Origin of the sequence: Aquaspirillum serpens DSM 68 (assembly GCF_000420525.1) — a bacterium.
Taxonomy (GTDB): Bacteria; Pseudomonadota; Gammaproteobacteria; order Burkholderiales; family Aquaspirillaceae; genus Aquaspirillum; species Aquaspirillum serpens.
Genome location: NZ_ATVC01000054.1, coordinates 1 through 18,403, shown reverse-complemented (window position 1 = coordinate 18,403; position 18,403 = coordinate 1). Strand labels below are relative to the sequence as shown.

The 18,403-nt window shown below is 49.4% G+C and carries 19 protein-coding genes; 4 read left to right on the top strand and 15 right to left on the bottom strand.

The window, feature by feature from the left end:
* Positions 1-183: helix-turn-helix domain-containing protein (locus tag G465_RS15540; protein WP_022654355.1), on the bottom strand; the 183-nt coding region annotated here is incomplete at its 3' end.
* Positions 184-831: 648 nt separating this feature from the next.
* Here G465_RS15540 and G465_RS0110140 point away from each other — a divergent pair.
* Both G465_RS0110140 and G465_RS0110135 read left to right on the top strand, forming a co-directional pair.
* The gene (locus G465_RS0110140; RefSeq protein ID WP_211213757.1) at positions 832-1,098 is read left to right on the top strand and encodes an AbrB/MazE/SpoVT family DNA-binding domain-containing protein; all 267 of its coding nucleotides are present in this window, start codon (positions 832-834) and stop codon (positions 1,096-1,098) included.
* A complete protein-coding gene (locus tag G465_RS0110135; protein WP_022654353.1) occupies positions 1,095-1,460 on the top strand; it encodes a type II toxin-antitoxin system PemK/MazF family toxin in 366 nt (121 codons plus the stop codon). Before G465_RS0110140 ends, G465_RS0110135 begins: the two co-directional genes overlap by 4 nt.
* A gap of 209 nt (positions 1,461-1,669) precedes the next feature.
* On the opposite strand, the gene G465_RS0110130 is transcribed toward G465_RS0110135, so the two are convergent.
* The 13 genes from G465_RS0110130 to G465_RS14410 form a co-directional block, all read right to left on the bottom strand.
* Complete coding sequence (locus G465_RS0110130; RefSeq protein WP_022654352.1) at positions 1,670-2,392, bottom strand: GTPase family protein; 723 nt, start codon at positions 2,390-2,392, stop codon at positions 1,670-1,672.
* Entirely contained in the window at positions 2,389-3,510 is a 1,122-nt protein-coding gene (locus G465_RS15150; RefSeq protein ID WP_022654351.1) for a GTPase family protein, read from the bottom strand. Before G465_RS15150 ends, G465_RS0110130 begins: the two co-directional genes overlap by 4 nt.
* Positions 3,511-4,030: 520 nt before the next feature.
* Entirely contained in the window at positions 4,031-4,411 is a 381-nt protein-coding gene (panD, locus tag G465_RS0110120; RefSeq protein ID WP_022654350.1) for an aspartate 1-decarboxylase, read from the bottom strand.
* Between the two features lie 14 nt (positions 4,412-4,425).
* Entirely contained in the window at positions 4,426-5,259 is an 834-nt protein-coding gene (gene panC, locus G465_RS0110115; RefSeq protein ID WP_022654349.1) for a pantoate--beta-alanine ligase, read from the bottom strand.
* Between the two features lie 57 nt (positions 5,260-5,316).
* Positions 5,317-6,105 (bottom strand): 3-methyl-2-oxobutanoate hydroxymethyltransferase, encoded by a 789-nt coding sequence (gene panB / locus G465_RS0110110; protein ID WP_022654348.1) that lies wholly within the window; start codon positions 6,103-6,105, stop codon positions 5,317-5,319.
* A gap of 26 nt (positions 6,106-6,131) precedes the next feature.
* On the bottom strand, positions 6,132-6,770 hold the full coding sequence (locus tag G465_RS0110105) for a deoxynucleoside kinase (RefSeq protein WP_022654347.1): 639 nt from the start codon (positions 6,768-6,770) through the stop codon (positions 6,132-6,134).
* A gap of 85 nt (positions 6,771-6,855) precedes the next feature.
* The gene (gene folK / locus G465_RS0110100; protein ID WP_022654346.1) at positions 6,856-7,347 is read right to left on the bottom strand and encodes a 2-amino-4-hydroxy-6-hydroxymethyldihydropteridine diphosphokinase; all 492 of its coding nucleotides are present in this window, start codon (positions 7,345-7,347) and stop codon (positions 6,856-6,858) included.
* Positions 7,347-8,672 carry a polynucleotide adenylyltransferase PcnB gene (gene pcnB / locus G465_RS0110095; protein WP_022654345.1) on the bottom strand — a complete coding sequence of 442 codons (1,326 nt, stop codon included), beginning with the start codon at positions 8,670-8,672 and terminating at the stop codon, positions 7,347-7,349. Before pcnB ends, folK begins: the two co-directional genes overlap by 1 nt.
* A gap of 96 nt (positions 8,673-8,768) precedes the next feature.
* Positions 8,769-9,440: a phosphoglycolate phosphatase gene (locus tag G465_RS0110090; RefSeq protein WP_022654344.1), complete on the bottom strand. Its 672-nt coding sequence runs from the start codon at positions 9,438-9,440 to the stop codon at positions 8,769-8,771.
* A 12-nt stretch (positions 9,441-9,452) separates the two neighbouring features.
* Positions 9,453-10,235 carry an SDR family NAD(P)-dependent oxidoreductase gene (locus tag G465_RS0110085; RefSeq protein WP_022654343.1) on the bottom strand — a complete coding sequence of 261 codons (783 nt, stop codon included), beginning with the start codon at positions 10,233-10,235 and terminating at the stop codon, positions 9,453-9,455.
* Entirely contained in the window at positions 10,235-10,918 is a 684-nt protein-coding gene (gene rpe / locus G465_RS0110080; RefSeq protein WP_022654342.1) for a ribulose-phosphate 3-epimerase, read from the bottom strand. Before rpe ends, G465_RS0110085 begins: the two co-directional genes overlap by 1 nt.
* Positions 10,919-11,202: 284 nt before the next feature.
* Complete coding sequence (locus G465_RS0110075) at positions 11,203-13,101, bottom strand: propionate--CoA ligase (protein WP_022654341.1); 1,899 nt, start codon at positions 13,099-13,101, stop codon at positions 11,203-11,205.
* Between the two features lie 230 nt (positions 13,102-13,331).
* Positions 13,332-14,432 (bottom strand): L,D-transpeptidase, encoded by a 1,101-nt coding sequence (locus G465_RS14410; RefSeq protein WP_022654340.1) that lies wholly within the window; start codon positions 14,430-14,432, stop codon positions 13,332-13,334.
* A gap of 110 nt (positions 14,433-14,542) precedes the next feature.
* Between G465_RS14410 and rlmD the strand changes: the two genes are divergently transcribed.
* Together rlmD and ygfZ are read left to right on the top strand one after the other, a co-directional pair.
* Positions 14,543-15,925, top strand: a complete 1,383-nt coding sequence (gene rlmD / locus G465_RS14405) for a 23S rRNA (uracil(1939)-C(5))-methyltransferase RlmD (RefSeq protein ID WP_022654339.1) — start codon at positions 14,543-14,545, stop codon at positions 15,923-15,925.
* 87 nt (positions 15,926-16,012) lie between these two features.
* Entirely contained in the window at positions 16,013-16,930 is a 918-nt protein-coding gene (gene ygfZ / locus G465_RS14400) for a CAF17-like 4Fe-4S cluster assembly/insertion protein YgfZ (RefSeq protein ID WP_022654338.1), read from the top strand.
* 66 nt (positions 16,931-16,996) lie between these two features.
* Here ygfZ and G465_RS16380 read toward each other — a convergent pair.
* Positions 16,997-18,403 (bottom strand): DUF4214 domain-containing protein (locus tag G465_RS16380; RefSeq protein ID WP_155846535.1); only part of this gene is annotated, 1,407 nt, incomplete at its 5' end.

The following is an 18,403-nucleotide window of genomic DNA, read 5'->3' as shown; positions in this document are numbered from 1 at the left end:
GGGCAGCAGATTGGCTAATTTGACGTAAGAAAATCGAATCGTGGGGTCAGTCTGATACCATTCCTTTTGCAACGCCAACGCCTTATTAAAGATGAACCGACACGAACCCGCAAAGCGCGACATTTGCCGTGTTTGCTGGCCGTTGGGTGTCAGTTGGAATTTGAAGGCTTGGAGTCGTTTCATGCGCTCATTATACAAACAGCAAAGTAAACATTGATTTGTTTTTACTTTACAACCGCAACACCAAACCCAAAAACGGCTTTGCCGTTTGCGCCTGATATCCCCGCCATGAATGGCGAGGTTTTACGGCGCAGGGGATAAAATCAGTCGCCGTAGGCTCAACCATTGATCACAATGCCAAGCAGCCAATCGTTCTGTCATGCGTGAAGCCAAAGAAGTCGCCATTACCCACTTAGTGATTAGATGAAAAAGAGTTTAATTATAGCAACTTATCAAAATTGATACAATCAATTTATCTAGTATTGATAGGGAAACTAGCCGTATTGCATGTCGGCGGAGTAGGGTACAACGGGGCAAACATTACTCGTACGGTGCCGTCACCCCGAAGGGGCAACGCACCGTAAACCTACACTCCTCAGCCACATAGTGGACACAAAAACAGTGCCCACGCGACCAGCTTGCCGAGGTAATACCCCTCGTTAATAAGCAAATAATCACACCAAAAAACCTGATCTTGGTATCTGGAAAAACTTTATCACCACAAAGTCATTAAATAGAAGTGCTTGGCTAAGTATGTGTGTATCTACAATGTTGACACTACGTTAGTAGGTGCTAAAGTATCTATATTGTAGATACGCTAAAGGGGAATTGATGATGCAATCGCAAATTAATAAATGGGGTAATAGTGCTGCAGTGCGTATTCCTGCCAATATGTTGGCCAGCATGGGGCTTGAGGTGAATAGTCAGGTCACGATTGAAGTTTGTGATGGAAAAATCGTGATTGAGCCGATTAGAGCGCAGCAAAAGCGGCTTAAGTTGCCATTCTCTGAAGAGGCTTTGTTGAAAGATTTAAATGCCTATACCGCTCATGCCGACGAGATGGCAGTCCCGAATAAAACGGAGCTCGGTGACGAATGAGTCAAACCTATATTCCAGAACGCAATGATATTATTTGGTTAGATTTCGAGCCAACTAAAGGTCAAGAAATTGGCAAATATCGACCCGCTTTAGTTCTATCGTCTAAAACTTATCATCAACAAACAGGGTTGCTCATTTGTTGTCCTATTAGCACCAGCATTCGTGGTGGTGCAACGGAAGTTGCAGTCAATAATTTAGACCAGCCCTCTGTGGTGGCAGCCAGTTTAATACAAACTTTGTCATGGAAAGAACGTAAAGCGAAAATGATCACTTGCGCGGAACAAGGGGTGTTGGAGCAAGTATTACTGCGTATTATCCCTCTGATAGGCGCCGATAAAGTGATAGAGCAACTGCTAGATTGACTTCCTCTCTGTCCTAAAGAAGGGGATTTCTGCTGCCAGACGGCAAAATCCCGCCGCGAGAATTTTTTCTGCGTTGATGTCTTAGTCGGGTATGACACCTCAGCACAAGCAGGTTTCCGTACGGTGCCGTCACCCCGAAGGGGCGACGCACCACAAACCCTCATCAATCAAACATATAGTGGGCACAAAAACAGTGCCCACGCTACCAACTATTTAAGAACGACTCCCTGAGAGGTGGATATTTTCTGAACAATTTCATTTGCCAAATTATTCATATTCCATCCAGTTGCAGCACTATAAGGCACGATAGGATTTACTGGATTAAATAAATCAACAATAGATTTGACTTTAATCTCAATATTACGAATTTGCTCATCACTAGGCTCTACAGAGCAATTTCTGTTAACCGGCTCAATCTTATCGCAGCAATTTAGTGCAAAAATGACTTTCTTTTTATCTTCCGTATTTGGAAAAATAGTGCTGTAAGCTGATAGATCAACTGTCAAGTCACGCTGGTCAGCACGGAGAACGTAAACAACCGCCGTCGAGTATGATAAAAAACTAGCATACATCTGCAAATATTCTTTATCTCGATATTCGCTTTCACCAATTCCAGGAAAATCAGCTAATGATAAATAGCAATCTTTAGATAATTCAAAGTCTAAAGTTTCACACCTTCTGGTACATGCCTCAATATCGCTAGTTTTAAGAATTGAATCACCAAAAAAAGAATTTACAGTAGAGGATTTACCATATCCAGATTTCCCAAAGAATGCCACCTGTAAATGATGTGATAAATATCCTGTTGACTCGTCCCTCCATTTAAAATGAGGATTTGTTATGAATGCATTTTTAAGCCTCGAAAACTGATGATGTTTTACAATCAGATCATCAATTTTTCCGCGATGGTAGTAATATTTAATTATACTCACGAAAAAAATCCTCTAAGAAATTTAACAGCGCCGCCGATAACTGGAATCTTTTCGGCATAATCTAATATTGTAGAGATGGTAGAATTTTCTGCTTCACGTTCTGCTCGCTGAGAAATAATTCTTTTTTTCTCGCGATCTTCTGCTTCCTGTTTAGCTATTCTGGCCTTTTCTTCTGCTCTCCGAATGGCCTCTTTTTCTTCTGCTTCGAGTTTTAACCTTTTAATCTCAAACTCTTGTTGCATTTTTAATCGTTCAATCTCATTTGCTTCGGCCATAGCTTTTTCCGCTGCAGCCTCGCGTGCTTTTTCAAGTTCAATTTTTGCTGTTTCAGCTTTAGCTTTTTCTAATTCAACTTCAGCTTGTGCTTTTGCTGCTTCAGCTTGTTTTGCAGCAATATCTGTTTCTTCTGCCGCTTTAATTTTATCTAAAACCACTAGTTTTTTGTCATTAGGCAATGTATGAACAATGGCATCTACTAATTCTACTAACCCATATCGTTCATTCGCAGATATTGCTAAAACTTGGCTCAGAGGTAGTTCAAGCAAACCCGAGATGTGATGGCGCTTTGCTTCAATATTGCTTGCCTGCTTTGCTCCTGGTCGTCTTTCTTCAGTATCCCACTCTCTAAATGGTTCGATCTTGTCAACTTGGTTAATAACAGCAATAAATGGTTTTCCTGCATCAATATAGGGACGAATTATTCTCTTATAGAATTTTTCATCGGATGCTGCAGCTCTATCGTCAGCTTTAAAAACCCAAAAAACAAGATCTAGCTCTGGTAGTAACTTTTGATAAAGTTCGTCATATTCCTTATCACGTTCAGCACTTTCCCCCACACCAGGGACATCTATTAGTTCTAAACCACCAACACTCCCAAACGAAAGAAGAACTTTCTTAGGGTCTCTGGTGCAAGCCTCTACATCACTAATTGCACAAATATCTCTTCCAAATAGAGCATTGCATAAACTCGACTTCCCAACTCCAGTTTTTCCAAAAACCCCAACTTTCGGGACATAGCTACTCATCTCACGGAGTTTCTCCTCGATTTTCGATTTAAATTCTGGAGGAATTTTTGTTCCTAATGCATCTTCCAACTTACCTAAAATTTCCTGAGACATTTTCTTCCTTTCTTGAAAGAATTATCGTAAACAAACCAATTTCATTCATTTTGTTAGAAATTTGGCATAGATCATCAAGACTACTGGTTACTGACAATTATGTCTAGTGGGTATGTGATAAAAATACAGTGATTGCGTGTCAAAGATCATCCTGTTCAAATCGTAGGATGAGTAAAAAATGCCCCACCTCACTGACTTACCATCCGCATCGACAGCCTCAATATCAACTGAATTCAATCTGTCTAGGGGGTGTTGTAGCAGATTGATCGAACAACAGTTCATCATTGTGGCGAAGATGAAATACATCGTGGGCTATTGAGTAGGTCACGGCAAACTCCTCTATGGCTAAGACGATAGCTATTCTAGCTAAGTGCTGCGACAGGTTATGTCGTTTTTGCGAATAACCTTAAAAAAAACGTCAGCACAATGGCTGACGTTTCAATAAGCACTTCGAGATAAATAAAGGGCATAAAAAAACTGCCGCATGTTTAACGCGGCAGTTTTTAGGCTCAGTAGCGAATTAAGCGCGCTGTGTGGCAACAGCATCCTCAAGTGCCACTTGCTGATTTTTTTCATTTACAAACAGCAGCTTAGGTTTGTGATTGCTTAATTCAGCATCTTCATACTGCGCAAAGCTGGCGATGATCAAAATATCTCCCACTGCCGCCCGACGTGATGCCGAGCCATTGACCGAAATAATCCCAGATCCACGCTCCGCTTTAATAGCGTAAGTCGCAAAACGCTCACCGTTGGTCACGTTCCAAATTTGAATTTCTTCAAACTCACGGATATCAGCGGCTTCTAACAAATTTTCGTCAATCGCGCACGACCCCACATAGTGCAATTCGGAATGTGTGGTGGTAACGCGATGTAATTTCGATTTCAACATGCTGCGTTGCATGGGAGGCGACTTCCTTAAATAAAAACTTCGAGATTATCAATTAAACGTGGCTTGCCAAGACGGGCCGCAGCCAATATCACCAAGCGTTTTTCACCCGCATGGGCAATTTCTAAAGTATCCGCTTGGCGAATTTCGACATAATCCACCTGCCAGCCATGAGCAACTAAATCGGCCACTGCTGTTTGCTCTAACGAGGCATAGTCATGTTCACCAGCCACCAAAGCATCACGAATCACACACAGATTGTGATACAACCGCGAGGCCTTAGCACGCTCATCTGCCGTCAGATAACCATTACGCGATGACAGCGCCAGCCCATCTTCTGCCCGTCCAGTGTCCACCGCCACAATCTCAACTGGAATGTTTAGGTCGGCACACATGGCGCGGATGATATGGAGCTGTTGGTAGTCTTTTTTACCAAAACACGCGACATCAGGTTGCACAATGTTAAACAGCTTACACACCACTGTCGCCACGCCACGGAAATGACCCGGACGGAAAGCGCCACACAATTCATTTTGCACATGCGGCGGTTCGACATTGAAATCTTGTTTCACCCGTGGATAGAGCTCTTGCTCATTCGGGAAAAACAAAGCATCTGCCCCCGCAGTAATCAGCTTTTGACAATCATCGTCAAACGTACGCGGATAGCTGTTGAAATCTTCGCCTTGGCCAAACTGCAGACGATTGACAAAAATACTGACAATCACCCGTGCCGCACGCTGTTTTGCCGCTTCGACTAATTTCAAATGGCCTTCGTGTAAATTGCCCATCGTGGGCACAAAAGCCACGCTCTCTTGCTCTCGCCGCCAAGCGCGGACTTCAGCAATCGTGTGAAAAATATGCATTGGAAAAAATCTTCAGAAAACTCAGAACGACTGAACACACAACATAGTTTAGAAAGTTTAGAAACTATGTTCTGCAGCAGGAAAACTACCGTCTTTCACCGCCGTCACATAAGCAGCAATCGCGGCCGGAATCGCACCTGTATCCACCATAAAATCACGCACAAAGCGCGCTTTTTTACCCGGATAGATACCAAGCATGTCGTACACCACCAACACCTGACCACTGCAGCCAACACCAGCACCAATGCCGATGGTAGGCACTGACAGCTGTTGTGTGACTTGTTCGGCAAGGGCAGCAGGGACCATTTCCATCAAAATCAGACTTGCTCCGGCGGCTTGTAAGGCGAGGGCATCTTGCAAGAGGCGTTCCGCCCCTTCTTCACCACGGCCTTGCACCCGTACCCCTAATGTGTTCACCGATTGTGGCGTGAAACCAATATGGGCACAGACAGGAATACCACGCTCCACCAAGAAGGCCACCGTCGGCGCCATATAAGCCCCACCTTCCAGTTTGACCATCTGCGCGCCGGCTGCCATCAATGCTGCCGACGCAGCAAAAGCTTGTTGTGGGCTTTGTTGATAGGCACCAAAGGGTAAATCTGCCACCACCATCGCCCGTTGCGCACCACGCGCCACTAGACGAGTGTGATAGAGCATGTCATCAAGGCTGACTGGCAAGGTTGAGTTTTGTCCTTGGATCACCATGCCGAGAGAATCGCCCACTAACAACATGTCCACGCCAGCTTCGTCCATCAGCTGGGCAAAGCTGGCATCGTAACAGGTCAACATCGCGATTTTTTCACCTGCCGCCGCCTGTTTTGCCAGGCTATGTACAGTGACTTTCATCCGCTCTCCGTTTTACCGTAGCATTATCAAATGCTCTTGTTGAAATAGCTTCTTGGCCCGCGCATCTCTTGGATACGGGCCAGCAGCAACTCGAAATCGTCGGGATTGGCGACAAAATCGATATTATCTGTATTCACGATCATCAGTGCCGCAGCGTCATAGCTATGAAAATACTCGCTATACGCCGTCACCACGGCTTTCAAATAACCATCAGGAAAATCCCGTTCATGCGGTAATGCCCGTTGTGCAATCCGCTTAGCCAATCTTTCGGGTGAGGCTTGCAGATAAATCATTAAATCGGGTACTGGATGCACCGGCATCACCTTTTGCTGCAACGCACGATACAGAAGCCATTCTGGTTCTTCAAGCATCACTTGAGGTAAAAACACCTCGCGATTAAAAGCAAAGTCGGCAATCCGTGGGGTAAACGTCTCACTTTCTACCTGTGCCGTCAGTTCGCTAGCACACACCCCACGCTGCAACAAGATGTGTAACTGATAGGGCAAAGCGTATTGCCGCCGGTTTTGGTATAGGCCAGTCAGGAACGGGTTTTGTTGGCTGTCTTCGAGTAACAGCGACATCTGATAACGTTCGGCCAGCTTTTGCGCCAAAGCCGTTTTCCCTGCACCATGCGGGCCTTCAATGGCGATATAGCGATAGTTCATAGCGGATGCTCGTGGTTTCCTTGCTCAGAATGAAAAGACACCGCAGGGCGCGAGAGTGCATAGCACAACACCCCAACCCGACGTTTCACAGCGGTGTGATGTCTTGTCCTACAGCCGATTGCAAACAATTAGCCAAACATGCCGCCACCGTTTGTTGTCGTGATGGAATCCACCAATCGGCAGCAATATCAGCCAATGGCATTAACACAAACAGACGTTCGTGCATGCGCGGATGCGGCAATGTCAATTTTTCTGTCAACATAACCGAATCGTCATACAACAGCAAATCTAAATCGAGCACCCTCGGCGCATTCACAAAGGTACGCACACGGCCAAAGCGTTGTTCTATGGTTAACAAGGCGTCTAACAATGCCTCAGCAGAGAGCTGTGTCTCTACCCATGCCGCAGCATTGACAAAGTCTGGCTGATCGGCATAACCGACAGGCGCAGTACGATAAAAACGCGACACCGCGCCGACCACGGTATGGGGCAATTCAGCCAATGCCGCCACCGCCAATGTCAGTTGTTGTGCTGGCTGATCGAGGTTACTGCCTAAAGCAATGGCCGCTTTTGCCATTAGGCCTCCGCACTCGGTTTACGCCGCCGCCGTTGTCGTGGCCGCTTGCGTGGGCTGCGTTCTTCACGAATCAACATCGATTGCTGTGTCGCAGGATCGGCAAATTGGAAGGTTTCCCACCATTGCGCTAATTCGGCATCAACTTCCCCCGCCTCGGCTCGCAACACTAAGAAATCATAACCAGCGCGAAAACGCGGATGTTCTAACAGACGGAATGGACGTTGGCCGCTGCGTTGTTCAAAACGTGGTTGCGTCGCCCAAATTTCACGCATGGTGGCAGAAAAGCGGCGCGGAATCGCCAGTTGTTCATCTTGTTCGGCTTCAACATCGCTCATGGCCAAAAACAGTGCCGGTGTGGATTTTTCACCTTGCTCTTGAATCGTCTGCCAACGAACACGGACTTGATGCCACAGCAAAGCCGCCAACAAGAACCCGACTGAGACCGGTTTATCTTGTTGCACCCGTGAATCAGTGCTTTCTAATGCCAAGCGAACAAACTCATGCCCCACCTCATCATCAATCCCAATCGCATCCAGTAGCGGAAAAATGCCGTGATGTAAGCCTTCGCTACGCAAACGCCGAATACAGGCGTAGGCATGACCAGAAAACATCATCTTCAGCATTTCATCAAACAACCGCGCCGCTGGCACATTGCGTAATAAATCGGCTAATTCAGCGATCGGTTTGCGGGTGGGCTCATCAATCTCTAACCCCAACTTGGCCGACAACCGCACCGCACGCAATAAACGCACGGGGTCTTCACGATAGCGTTGAGTGGGGTTACCAATCATCACCAGCTTTTGCTGTTTAATATCACGCACACCGTGGTGATAGTCGATGATGGTTTCATCGGTGGGATTGAAAAACAGTGCGTTAGCAGTGAAATCGCGGCGGCTGGCATCTTCTGCCTGCGAGCCGAAAACATTGTCGTGCAAAATCCGCCCTTGGGCATCGGTTACCGATTCTTGTCCCCCGCGAAAGGTGGTGACTTCAATCACTTCCCGTTCTAGCGTGACATGCACAATCCGAAACCGGCGGCCAATAATGCGCGAACGGCGGAAAAGATGATGCACCTGCTCGGGTGTGGCGTTGGTCGCGACATCAAAATCTTTTGGTGTCAGCCCCAACAAGGCATCCCGCACTGCGCCACCGACAATAAAAGCTTGAAAGCCAGCTTGTTGTAAAGCAGCGACCACTTTCAATGCTGGCGAACTCATTTGATCGCGCCGAACACCATGTTGGGCAAACGGGATCACTTTGGGCCGCGCTTTGTGCTCACCTGAGATAGGCAAGCGCAATACGCGGCTGATTAACTTACGAATCATGCATGTTTGCGTCGTCCTGTGTTATCACACGAGATAACCACAACAGCGACGCTCCTCCTTACAGCACAAAATAGGGTGAAAAAATCTGTTTGGGGCTCAGTCTGGCAACAGCGCCAGCAACTCAGTTAACGAAGAGACCACCTGATCGGCAGCGAGGGCATCGACATCAGCCGCATACCCATAGTCCACCGCCACCACCGGACAGCCAGCTGCCCGTGCTGCCAGCACATCGTTTTTCGAATCGCCCACCATCAGCATAGCAGCGGGAAGAATGCCAAACCCTTCGGCACATGCCAACAAGGGCGAGGGCGAGGGTTTCTTTTCCGTCAGGCTATCACCGCCCCAAACTTGTTGAAAATAACTTGCAATCCCAACCGCCTGCAATAACGGCTCGGTAAATTGCAACGGTTTATTGGTAATCACCGCTAAGGGTAAGCCCTTCGCTTGTAGCGATTGCAATGCAGCCAACACCCCTGGATACAGTTCGGTGTGGGCACTGACACACGCTAAATACGCTTCGGCAAACACTGTCATCGCCAGTGCTTGCTGTGGGTGATCGTAGGGTGTTGCCTTGTAATCGCCTGCCAGCGCTCTCGCAACCAACATCGCCGCCCCATCACCGACAAAACCGCGAATATCTGCCTCGGGCAAAGTCGCTAAGTCAAAGTGTTGTCGCACCGCATTCGCAGCAGTGGTTAAATCGGGCAGGCTATCGACCAGCGTACCGTCTAAATCAAAGGCAATTGCCTGAATTGGCATCGGGCTCATGATTATCCTTTTCTATTCCAACGCGGAAGCGGTCGATAACATAATATCGCGCAAATCTAACACCGCCATTTCACCAAAAGCCGCATGGTGTAGCCACGCAGCAACACGATGGGCAGCTTCAGCAGGGCTTTGCAAACGCCCGTCTTGTTTCAAGCTGATAAACCGTTCGCGTTGTGGAAATTGTTCGCTATCTGCCGCGCGAATTTGCTTTTGCATATCGGTATCAATCACCCCCGGTGCCAAGGCACAAACGCGAGCTCCCTCTTGCACCATGATTTGTTCAAGAGCAACAGTACGGGCAAATTGGTCGAGCGCGGCTTTACTGGCGCCATAAACACTCCATCCCGGATAGGGGTGATGTGCTGCACCAGAGCTGATAAACAATAGCCGCCGGTCGGGAATGCCAACTGTTGCGCGTAAAAAGGCATCGGTCAGTTGCATCGGCGCACTGACATTAAGCGCGATCGAACGTGCCACCCAAGTCGGGTCGTCCCACTGTCCGGCAAACGCCATCGGATCGAGGGTACCGGCATTGTGAATCAGATAACAGCGGCGACGGGGCTTAATAGCCAACTCATGTAATGCGGCTGCCACCGTTTGGACCCCACTGGCGGTGCTTAAATCAGCCGCAATCTGCTCGGTGATAGCCCCTTTCTCTTGTGCCTGTTGTACGACCTCTGCCGGCAGTCCCTCTCGGGCAATACCGACTAATTGTCGTTCTGGCGCAGCGAGGGCAGTGAATAATGCCGCGCCCAAGCCACGCGATGCACCAGTGATGATGTAGGCGGCGGTCATCAGGCGATTGTCGCTAGCTGTGCCCGCATAGCAGCGATAGTGGCCGCATAGTCGGGGGTGTTAAAGATCGCCGAACCGGCGACAAAGGTATCTGCGCCAGCAGCGGCAATCTCGGCAATATTGTCAATCTTCACACCACCATCGACTTCTAACCAAATTTGGCGGCCGGTTTCCTGATAATAGGCGTCTAAACGGGCGCGGACTTGGCGTAATTTACCCAAAGTGGAAGGAATAAAACTTTGACCACCAAAGCCCGGATTCACCGACATCAACAACACCATATCGAGCTTATCCATCACATAGTCGAGATAATGCAATGGCGTGGTAGGGTTGAAGACCAAGCCAGCACGACAGCCATGATCGCGAATCAGCGACAAAGTGCGGTCGATATGCGCTGAGGCTTCTGGATGGAACGTAATCAACCCAGCCCCTGCTTTAGCAAATTGCGCCGCCAAGGCATCCACCGGCTCTACCATCAAATGCACATCAATCGGGGTCTGCCCACAATGAGGTTTAATCGCCTCACACACAAGCGGCCCCACGGTTAAATTAGGGACGTAGTGGTTGTCCATCACATCGAAGTGGATCAGATCGGCACCTGCCGCAATCACGGTCTCCACTTCTTGCCCCAAACAGGCGAAATTGGCAGACAACAAACTGGGTGCAATACGGAAAGAAGACATGCAAACTGCTCTCAAGAAAGTGCGCCAGCTAGCACACAGTCCTTTTCCTGTGTCTAACACAGCAACATGGCTGTGTGATGGACAGGCTTCACATTCCCGACTGTATCTGGAACCCTTCCAAGTACAGCGCCGCCGTTACCGGACGGACTCACCACGGGTAGGGCAGTTAGGGTTGCCAGCCATTTCGAAGTGGTGCGGCGCGATTCTAACGCAAAAAAACAAGCGTTCGCCTATTTAATAGACGAACGCTTGTAATGTTAAATGACTAATTTTTGTGGAAAGTTTTATTTCACGATCGCTTGGCGAATTTGCTCAATGCCGGTCATATCGTCCAAAGTGGTCAAATCACCTGGGTCGCGGCCTTCGGCAATCGCTTGAATCGAGCGGCGCAACACCTTGCCGGAACGGGTTTTCGGCAACTGGCTGACAAAGTGCACCTGTGCTGGGTTGGCAATCGCCCCCAATTCACTGCCGACTTTGCTAATCACCTCTTTTGCCAACTCGGCGCGGCGGACGGGGTCATCCAAATCAGCAGGATTTTTCACCACAGCAAAAGCGACCGGCACTTGACCTTTCAATGCATCTTGCACGCCAACCACGGCAACTTCGGCAATCGCACTATGGCCGGAAACCGCTTCTTCAATCTCGCGAGTACCAAGACGATGGCCGGCAACGTTAATCACATCATCGGTACGACCTAAGATGAAGTAATAGCCGTCTTCGTCTTTAATACCCCAGTCGGAGGTGGAATAAGCCAACACGTTGTTAAACGAGGAGAAGTAAGTATCCACAAACCGCTGATCTTGTCCCCAAATGGTACTCAGGTTGCCCGGTGGCATTGGCGGCATAATCACTACCACGCCTTTTTCACCGGCACCGACTTCTGCACCCGTGCCTTCGTTCAAGATTTTGACGTTATAGCCATAAGCAGGGAAGCTTGGGCTACCGCTCTTGAGCGGCGTTTTCTCCACACCTGGCACAGCAGTCAAAATCGGCCAGCCGGTTTCAGTCTGCCAATAGTTGTCATAGACCGGCACACCAAGTTCGCTGGTAATCCACGTCGAAGTGGGCTCATCCAACGGTTCACCGGCGAGGTAGAGACCACGCAAGGTGGAACAGTCATATTTTTTCAGATAAGCAGGGTCTTGCTTTTTCAAGACACGCAAGGCGGTCGGTGCGGTAAACATCACACTGACTTTGTATTTCTCAACGATTTGCCACCAGATACCCGGATCGGGGCGAATCGGCAGACCTTCGTACACTACCGTTGCCATACCAGCAATCAGCGGGCCATAGACAATATAAGAGTGCCCCACTACCCAACCAATATCCGAGGTCGAGAAGAAAGTCTCGCCAGGATTGCCACAGTAGATATGGCGCATCGAAGACGCTAACGCCACCGCATAACCGCCGGTGTCCCGTTGCACGCCCTTCGGCTTGCCGGTGGTGCCGGAGGTGTAGAGGATGTAGCTTGGGTGATTCGACTCTACCCATTCACAGGCTGGACGCGAGTCCATGTGTTTGGCGCGCAGGGTGGCGTAATCCACATCGCGCATTTGCACAATGTCCATTTCAGGATCGAGGCCACGATTCACCAACAACACACGGTCTGGTTTGTGTTCTGCCAGCTCTAAGGCTTTGTCTAACAATGGTTTGTAAGGCACAACCTTACCGCCACGCATCCCAGCATCAGTCGAGATCACCACTTTAGGCTGAGCATCGTCAATCCGTGTTGCCAAGCTATGTGAGGCAAAACCGCCGAACACCACCGAGTGAATCGCGCCTAGACGCACAGTTGCCAGCATGGCAAAAATCGCCTCTGGCACCATCGGCATGTAAATCAGCACGCGGTCGCCTTTGCCGACACCTAAGGTCTGCAAAATCGCTGCGGTGCGGCACACTTCTTCGTGCAGTTCGCGGAAAGTGTAGTTTTTCTCAACGCCGGTTTCTGTCGAGATATAAATCAGGGCGTTTTGGTCGGCACGGTCGGCCAAATGGCGATCGACTGCGTTATGACACAAGTTGGTTTCGCCCCCAACAAACCAATGACGGAATGGGGGGTTACTGTAGTCCAAGGTGTTTTGATACGGGGTGTGCCAGTCGATCAAAGTCGCTTGTTCGGCCCAGAATGACTCGGCTTGTTCAATCGACCGGCGATGAAACGCTTGGTAGCTTTCGCTCATGAAACTCTCCTCCATAAAAACGGACAGAGGTGCTTTTTTATTAGGTTGTTATATTTTTGGGGTATTAAATTATCTCGTGTTAATCCCCATTAGCAGCACCTTGACCAAGCAGTTGCTTGGTGCAGCGCGAACAATACCGTTTTCATGGGGAAAAAAGCAATAGCTTGGTGCAGATAGTCGAAAAACTCTTGCCCAAGCCACTCAGCATCACGCCAAAAAGCAAAAACGGATCACAACAGCGGTGTGTCTAATTGCACCGGTTTGGGTTGGCGCAAGACAGCAGGATTGGTTTTTTTCTTGGTATCACCACGACTCACCGGTTTATTTACATCCTCTTGGCCAATGGTCTCTGTTGCGGGGATTTTGGGTTGCCGTGGTGCTTCTAACAATGGGCTCACCGCAGGTTCGCTGGGAGATTCCACACTTGGCGTGGGCTGATCTAATTCACGCAAAGCCGGTTCGGCAAGCTCGGTTTCATTCACAACAGGAACAGTAACCGGCGGAGCAACAACGGGCACCGCAGCACGAGGGGATTTATTGAGTGCCAATAGCTGATTAGGGCGTGGTGGGTTGTCTTGTGAACAAGATAAGCACACCGGTTTTGCTGCTTTACTGCCGGCTTTTAATGCTGCGTCAAAACGACTGAGTTCTAATTTCCGTTGGTTGTCCTCTGCCCATGTTTTTGCTACATGGCGAATACGCTGCGTTTCACGGCCATTTTTATACGCATCTGGCAACACGGTGAGCCATAAATGACCTTGTGGATCGGTGTTTAACAATAAGGGTTGATAAATTACCGAAACGGGCGTGCTGATTGATACTCTGCCGGCAAAAGTCAACGCATCCTCGTTTTTCATTCGCACACAGCCATGACTGCGGAAACCCGGCACTGAAGACGGCACATTTGTGCCATGAATCCCCAATCCTAAGCGTGGTTCACCAAAGCGGACAAACACTTTGCCCAATGGATTACTGGGGCCGGGGGGAACGACCGTTAACACTTCTTTTCCTGCTGCTGCCATTTCTTTTTGAATTGACTTCGGTACATGCCATGTTGGATTGCGTGCAATCGCGGTGACAGTGTATTCACCTGCTGGTGTTTGCGTCAGCATTTTTCCGACCGCAACCGGATACGACTGGTCTAGCTTGCCATCACGGTATAAAAACAGTCGAGTTTGTGGCACGTTAATCACCACATGCAGCCCTTGTTGTTCGACCATAAAGTCAGGTTCGGGGATGCCTGCCATCACCCATGGACTGATGGCACTCCCCACCAAAACATAGGATAACAAGACAAATCGCGGTACACAGGAAGAAGGAAAACGGCTCATGGCAGCTATGCAAAAGGGGTGAACAAAGTCGCAGTATAACGGGAGTTGTGTTTCCGTGTACGGACTGTGGTTTTTTTTGCGAAAATACGCCCTTTTGCGTGGGGAAAATTATGCCTTTTCCGGTTGCCTGTATTGAATCGCTCGACCATGAAGGACAGGGCATTGCCCATGTCGACGGTAAAACCATCTTTATCAGCGGTGCCTTGCCCTATGAACGGGTGGAGTATTCCAGCTATCGTAAAAAACCCAGCTTTGAAAAAGCCGATACCGTTAAGGTGTTAGAAGAAAGTTTTTTACGGACACAACCAGCCTGCCCACATTTTGGTGTCTGCGGCGGGTGTTCGATGCAGCATGTTGAACCAACAGGACAAGTTGCGGCTAAACAACGGGTATTAGAAGACAACTTAGCGCATATTGCCAAAGTCAAACCAGAAACCATTCTGCCACCAATTTATGGCCCCACTTGGCGTTATCGCCATCGTGCACGTTTGTCAGCACGTTGGGTCGAGAAGAAAAATACCATTTTGGTCGGGTTTCACGAGCGGCGGTCGAGTTTTATCGCCGATATGCAGCAATGCCATATTTTGCCGCAACGTATCTCCGATTTAATGGTGCCTTTGCGTGGTTTGGTACGGCAGTTGTCGATTTATAACCGGATGCCACAAATTGAAATCGCCTGCGGTGAATATGTCGATGCTTTGGTGTTGCGTAATATGGATGCACTGACCCAAGCTGATGAACAACATCTGCAAGCCTTTGCCGATCAATATAACCAAGGGCGAGAACAGCCGTTGCAATTCTGGTTGCAGCCTCGTGGCCCAGACAGTGTCTATCCATTTTATCCCTTGGATGTGCCACAACTGAGTTATACCCTGCCAGATTTCTCGATTGAGATGCCGTATAAGCCGACTGAGTTTACTCAAGTCAACCCGGGGATTAACCGGGTGTTGGTGAAACGTGCGCTGGCTTTGCTCAATCCACAAGCAGGAGAACGGATTGCCGATATGTTCTGTGGTTTGGGTAACTTCACTTTGCCGATTGCACGCAGCGGTGCCACGGTATTGGGGATGGAAGGCAGTGCACAGCTGATCGAACGTGCTGTTGAAAATGCCGACTTCAATGGCCTGAAAGACCGTACCCAATATCAAATTGCTAACTTATTTGAAATCGATGAAGACAAACTGGCGGCATTGGGCCGTTTTGACAAAATGTTAATCGACCCACCGCGTGATGGCGCTTTGGCACTGTGTAAATCGTTTACCGATGACACTGCACCACAGCGGATTGTCTATGTGTCCTGCCAACCAGCGACCTTAGCTCGTGATGCAGCAGTGTTAGTGCATACCAAAGGCTACACCCTGAAAGCCGCCGGCATCGTCAATATGTTCCCACATACGGCACATGTCGAGTCGATTGCTTGGTTTGAAAAAACCAGTGCGTGTAAAACACCGGCTGAACTGGCCGCGATGGAAGCCGCTATCGCAACAGAATAACCGAGCTGTCAGACCGGTTAGTGCTTGTGCTAGCCGGTTTTGCCCTGAAGTTCGAGCTCCAAGATTAAACCGCGAAGGAAATATGCGATGAATGCGCCTTTTGTTGCTGAGTTAGATCATTTGGCTGTATTGGCTTTTACTGGGCCTGAAGCACAGAGCTTTTTGCAGGGGCAGTTATCTTGTGATGTGCGCGAGGCAGATGGACAACACTGCCGCTTAGCGAGCTATTCCACGCCCAAAGGCCGGATGCAGGCCAGCTTTATCTTATGGCAAGCGACTGCCGACACGTATCACTTGTTGGTGTCGGCGGATTTGGCCGAGGCAACGTTAAAGCGTTTGTCGATGTTTATCTTACGGGCAAAAGTGAAAGCCAGTTTGCTGAGTGAAGCGAAGATTTACGGCTTGGTCGGCGCAGAAGCGCGACAGACTGCAGCCGCTAGCTATGGTTTACCTGTGGTAACGGATTGGCAACAGCAAAACACAGCGCAAGTTAATGTATTGGGGTTACCAGAACAACGGGCGATGGTCGTTTTAACCGATGGCACGCCGCTTGCACCAGCGCTGCTTGCCCTGCCACAGGCTTCGCCCACAGAATGGCAACGGCAGGATATCGTGGCGGCAGTGCCGTGGATTACGCTGGCAACCAAAGAAATGTTTGTGCCACAGATGTGTAATTTAGAGCTGCTGGGCGGTGGCATCAGTTTCCAAAAAGGTTGTTACCCAGGGCAAGAAATCGTCGCCCGCACCCAATATATCGGCAAGGTAAAACGGCGGATGTTTCCGGCTAAAGTCGCCGCTAACGCGCAAGCTGGTCAACCGTTGTTTTGTGCGCTCACAGGTGAACAAACGATTGGCAATATTGTGTCTGCTGTGGTGAATGAAGATGGCGGCAGTGATGTGTTAGCGGTAGTACAAGCCAGTCATCTCGCCGACGGTATCCACCTCGGCTCGACTACTGGACCCAAGCTGAGTTTTGGTGAATTGCCTTACCCTCTGCCTGCCTGAGCTAAGGTCACTGGGGCGCACCACAGTACGCCCCAGCTCAACAACACGCTACAACAACCTAACTATTTACACCCAACCATCAAACTGCATCACCGTACCAATGGCAGTAATGGCTTCACTGCTGGCGGCAATGTCAACGGCGAGCCAGTCGCGGGTGATGAGTTGCTGTTCCAGCTTATTGACCAGCGGGGTCAGTTCGGCGGTGGTGGCTTGGCGACCGTAGGCGTTTTGGTACAACGTTTGGACATAGGTGGCGTTGTCCATTTTCGCCAAAGCAGTATTGCGAGCATTAAACCAGTCGAACACTTCTTGCGGTTGCAACAAGCCGGCGTAATAGTCGGCCACTGCTTTGGTGCCGAGTTTCCATTCGGCAGCGGTGGCATCACGGTTGAGATAGACCTGCACCATCCGCGCTAAGATGCCTTCTACCCGATCTCTGGCCAGAATCACCACCTCTTGACTGTCGAAGGCGAGGGTTTCGGCGTTGTTGAGGTCAAACATAGCGCCATCGCTGTAACGGGTGATCTCGAGGGCATTGCCGTTGCGTTCGAGGGCGTAGTCGCTGCGTTTGCCGAGTAGCTGCAAGACGTCATGCCCCTTGCTGCCATCGACATACAACGCCAAGCCCATCGGCAAATAGCCCATCTCATTACCTTCGCCGCCGGTGAATTGGCGATTGGCAGTAACGTTGAGCACGTTCGGATCATATTCAGCGGTAAACACTTCGCCATAGCGAATGGTGAGGTTGTCGCCGCTGTCGAATTTGACCAGTTCGACGTCCAACAGACGATCGACTTCACCGGTGGTGTTGTGTGTCAATACCACGGCATGACCATCAACGCTGATGGTGTAGTCAGTACGCGCACCGCTTTGGATAGCGGTATCGTTGCCAAAGCCGCCATTGAGTCGGTCATTGCCAGTACCACCGGTGAGGGTATCGTTACCCGCACCACCATAGACGGTATCCTCGCCAGCTTCACCAAAGGTTTGGTCATCACCACCGAGGGAACCGACAATATCTTGTCCACCGCCGCCATAGATGCTGTCGTTGTCGGCACCTAATACAATAAATTGGTTGAGATTGTCCCCCACCGCCACGTTTTGCCCACTGCCGCCGATAGCGCGAACTTCACCGACGATGGCGATAAAGTCGATATTCTCGACTTGAATCACTGTGCCTTTTGGCAACTGACTCACATCAATCACCACCGCCTGTTTGCCATCGCTGGCACGGCTTGAGCCACTCACAATCAGCGGCTGACTCGGGGCAGTGGTGGTGTTGGCTGCGACAGTCGGCACCACGGTTTGCACAATCAGTTTTTCATTGGCTGGTAAGGCATTGAGGAAGGTAAAGCCATTGCCTTTCATCTCTTCCTGAATGCTCGAACCGGTTGGGGTTTTTTGTTCAATGCGGCGGATTAATTCAGCCATCGCATCGTCTTTGCTCAATATCGTGCCTTTACCATCGACACT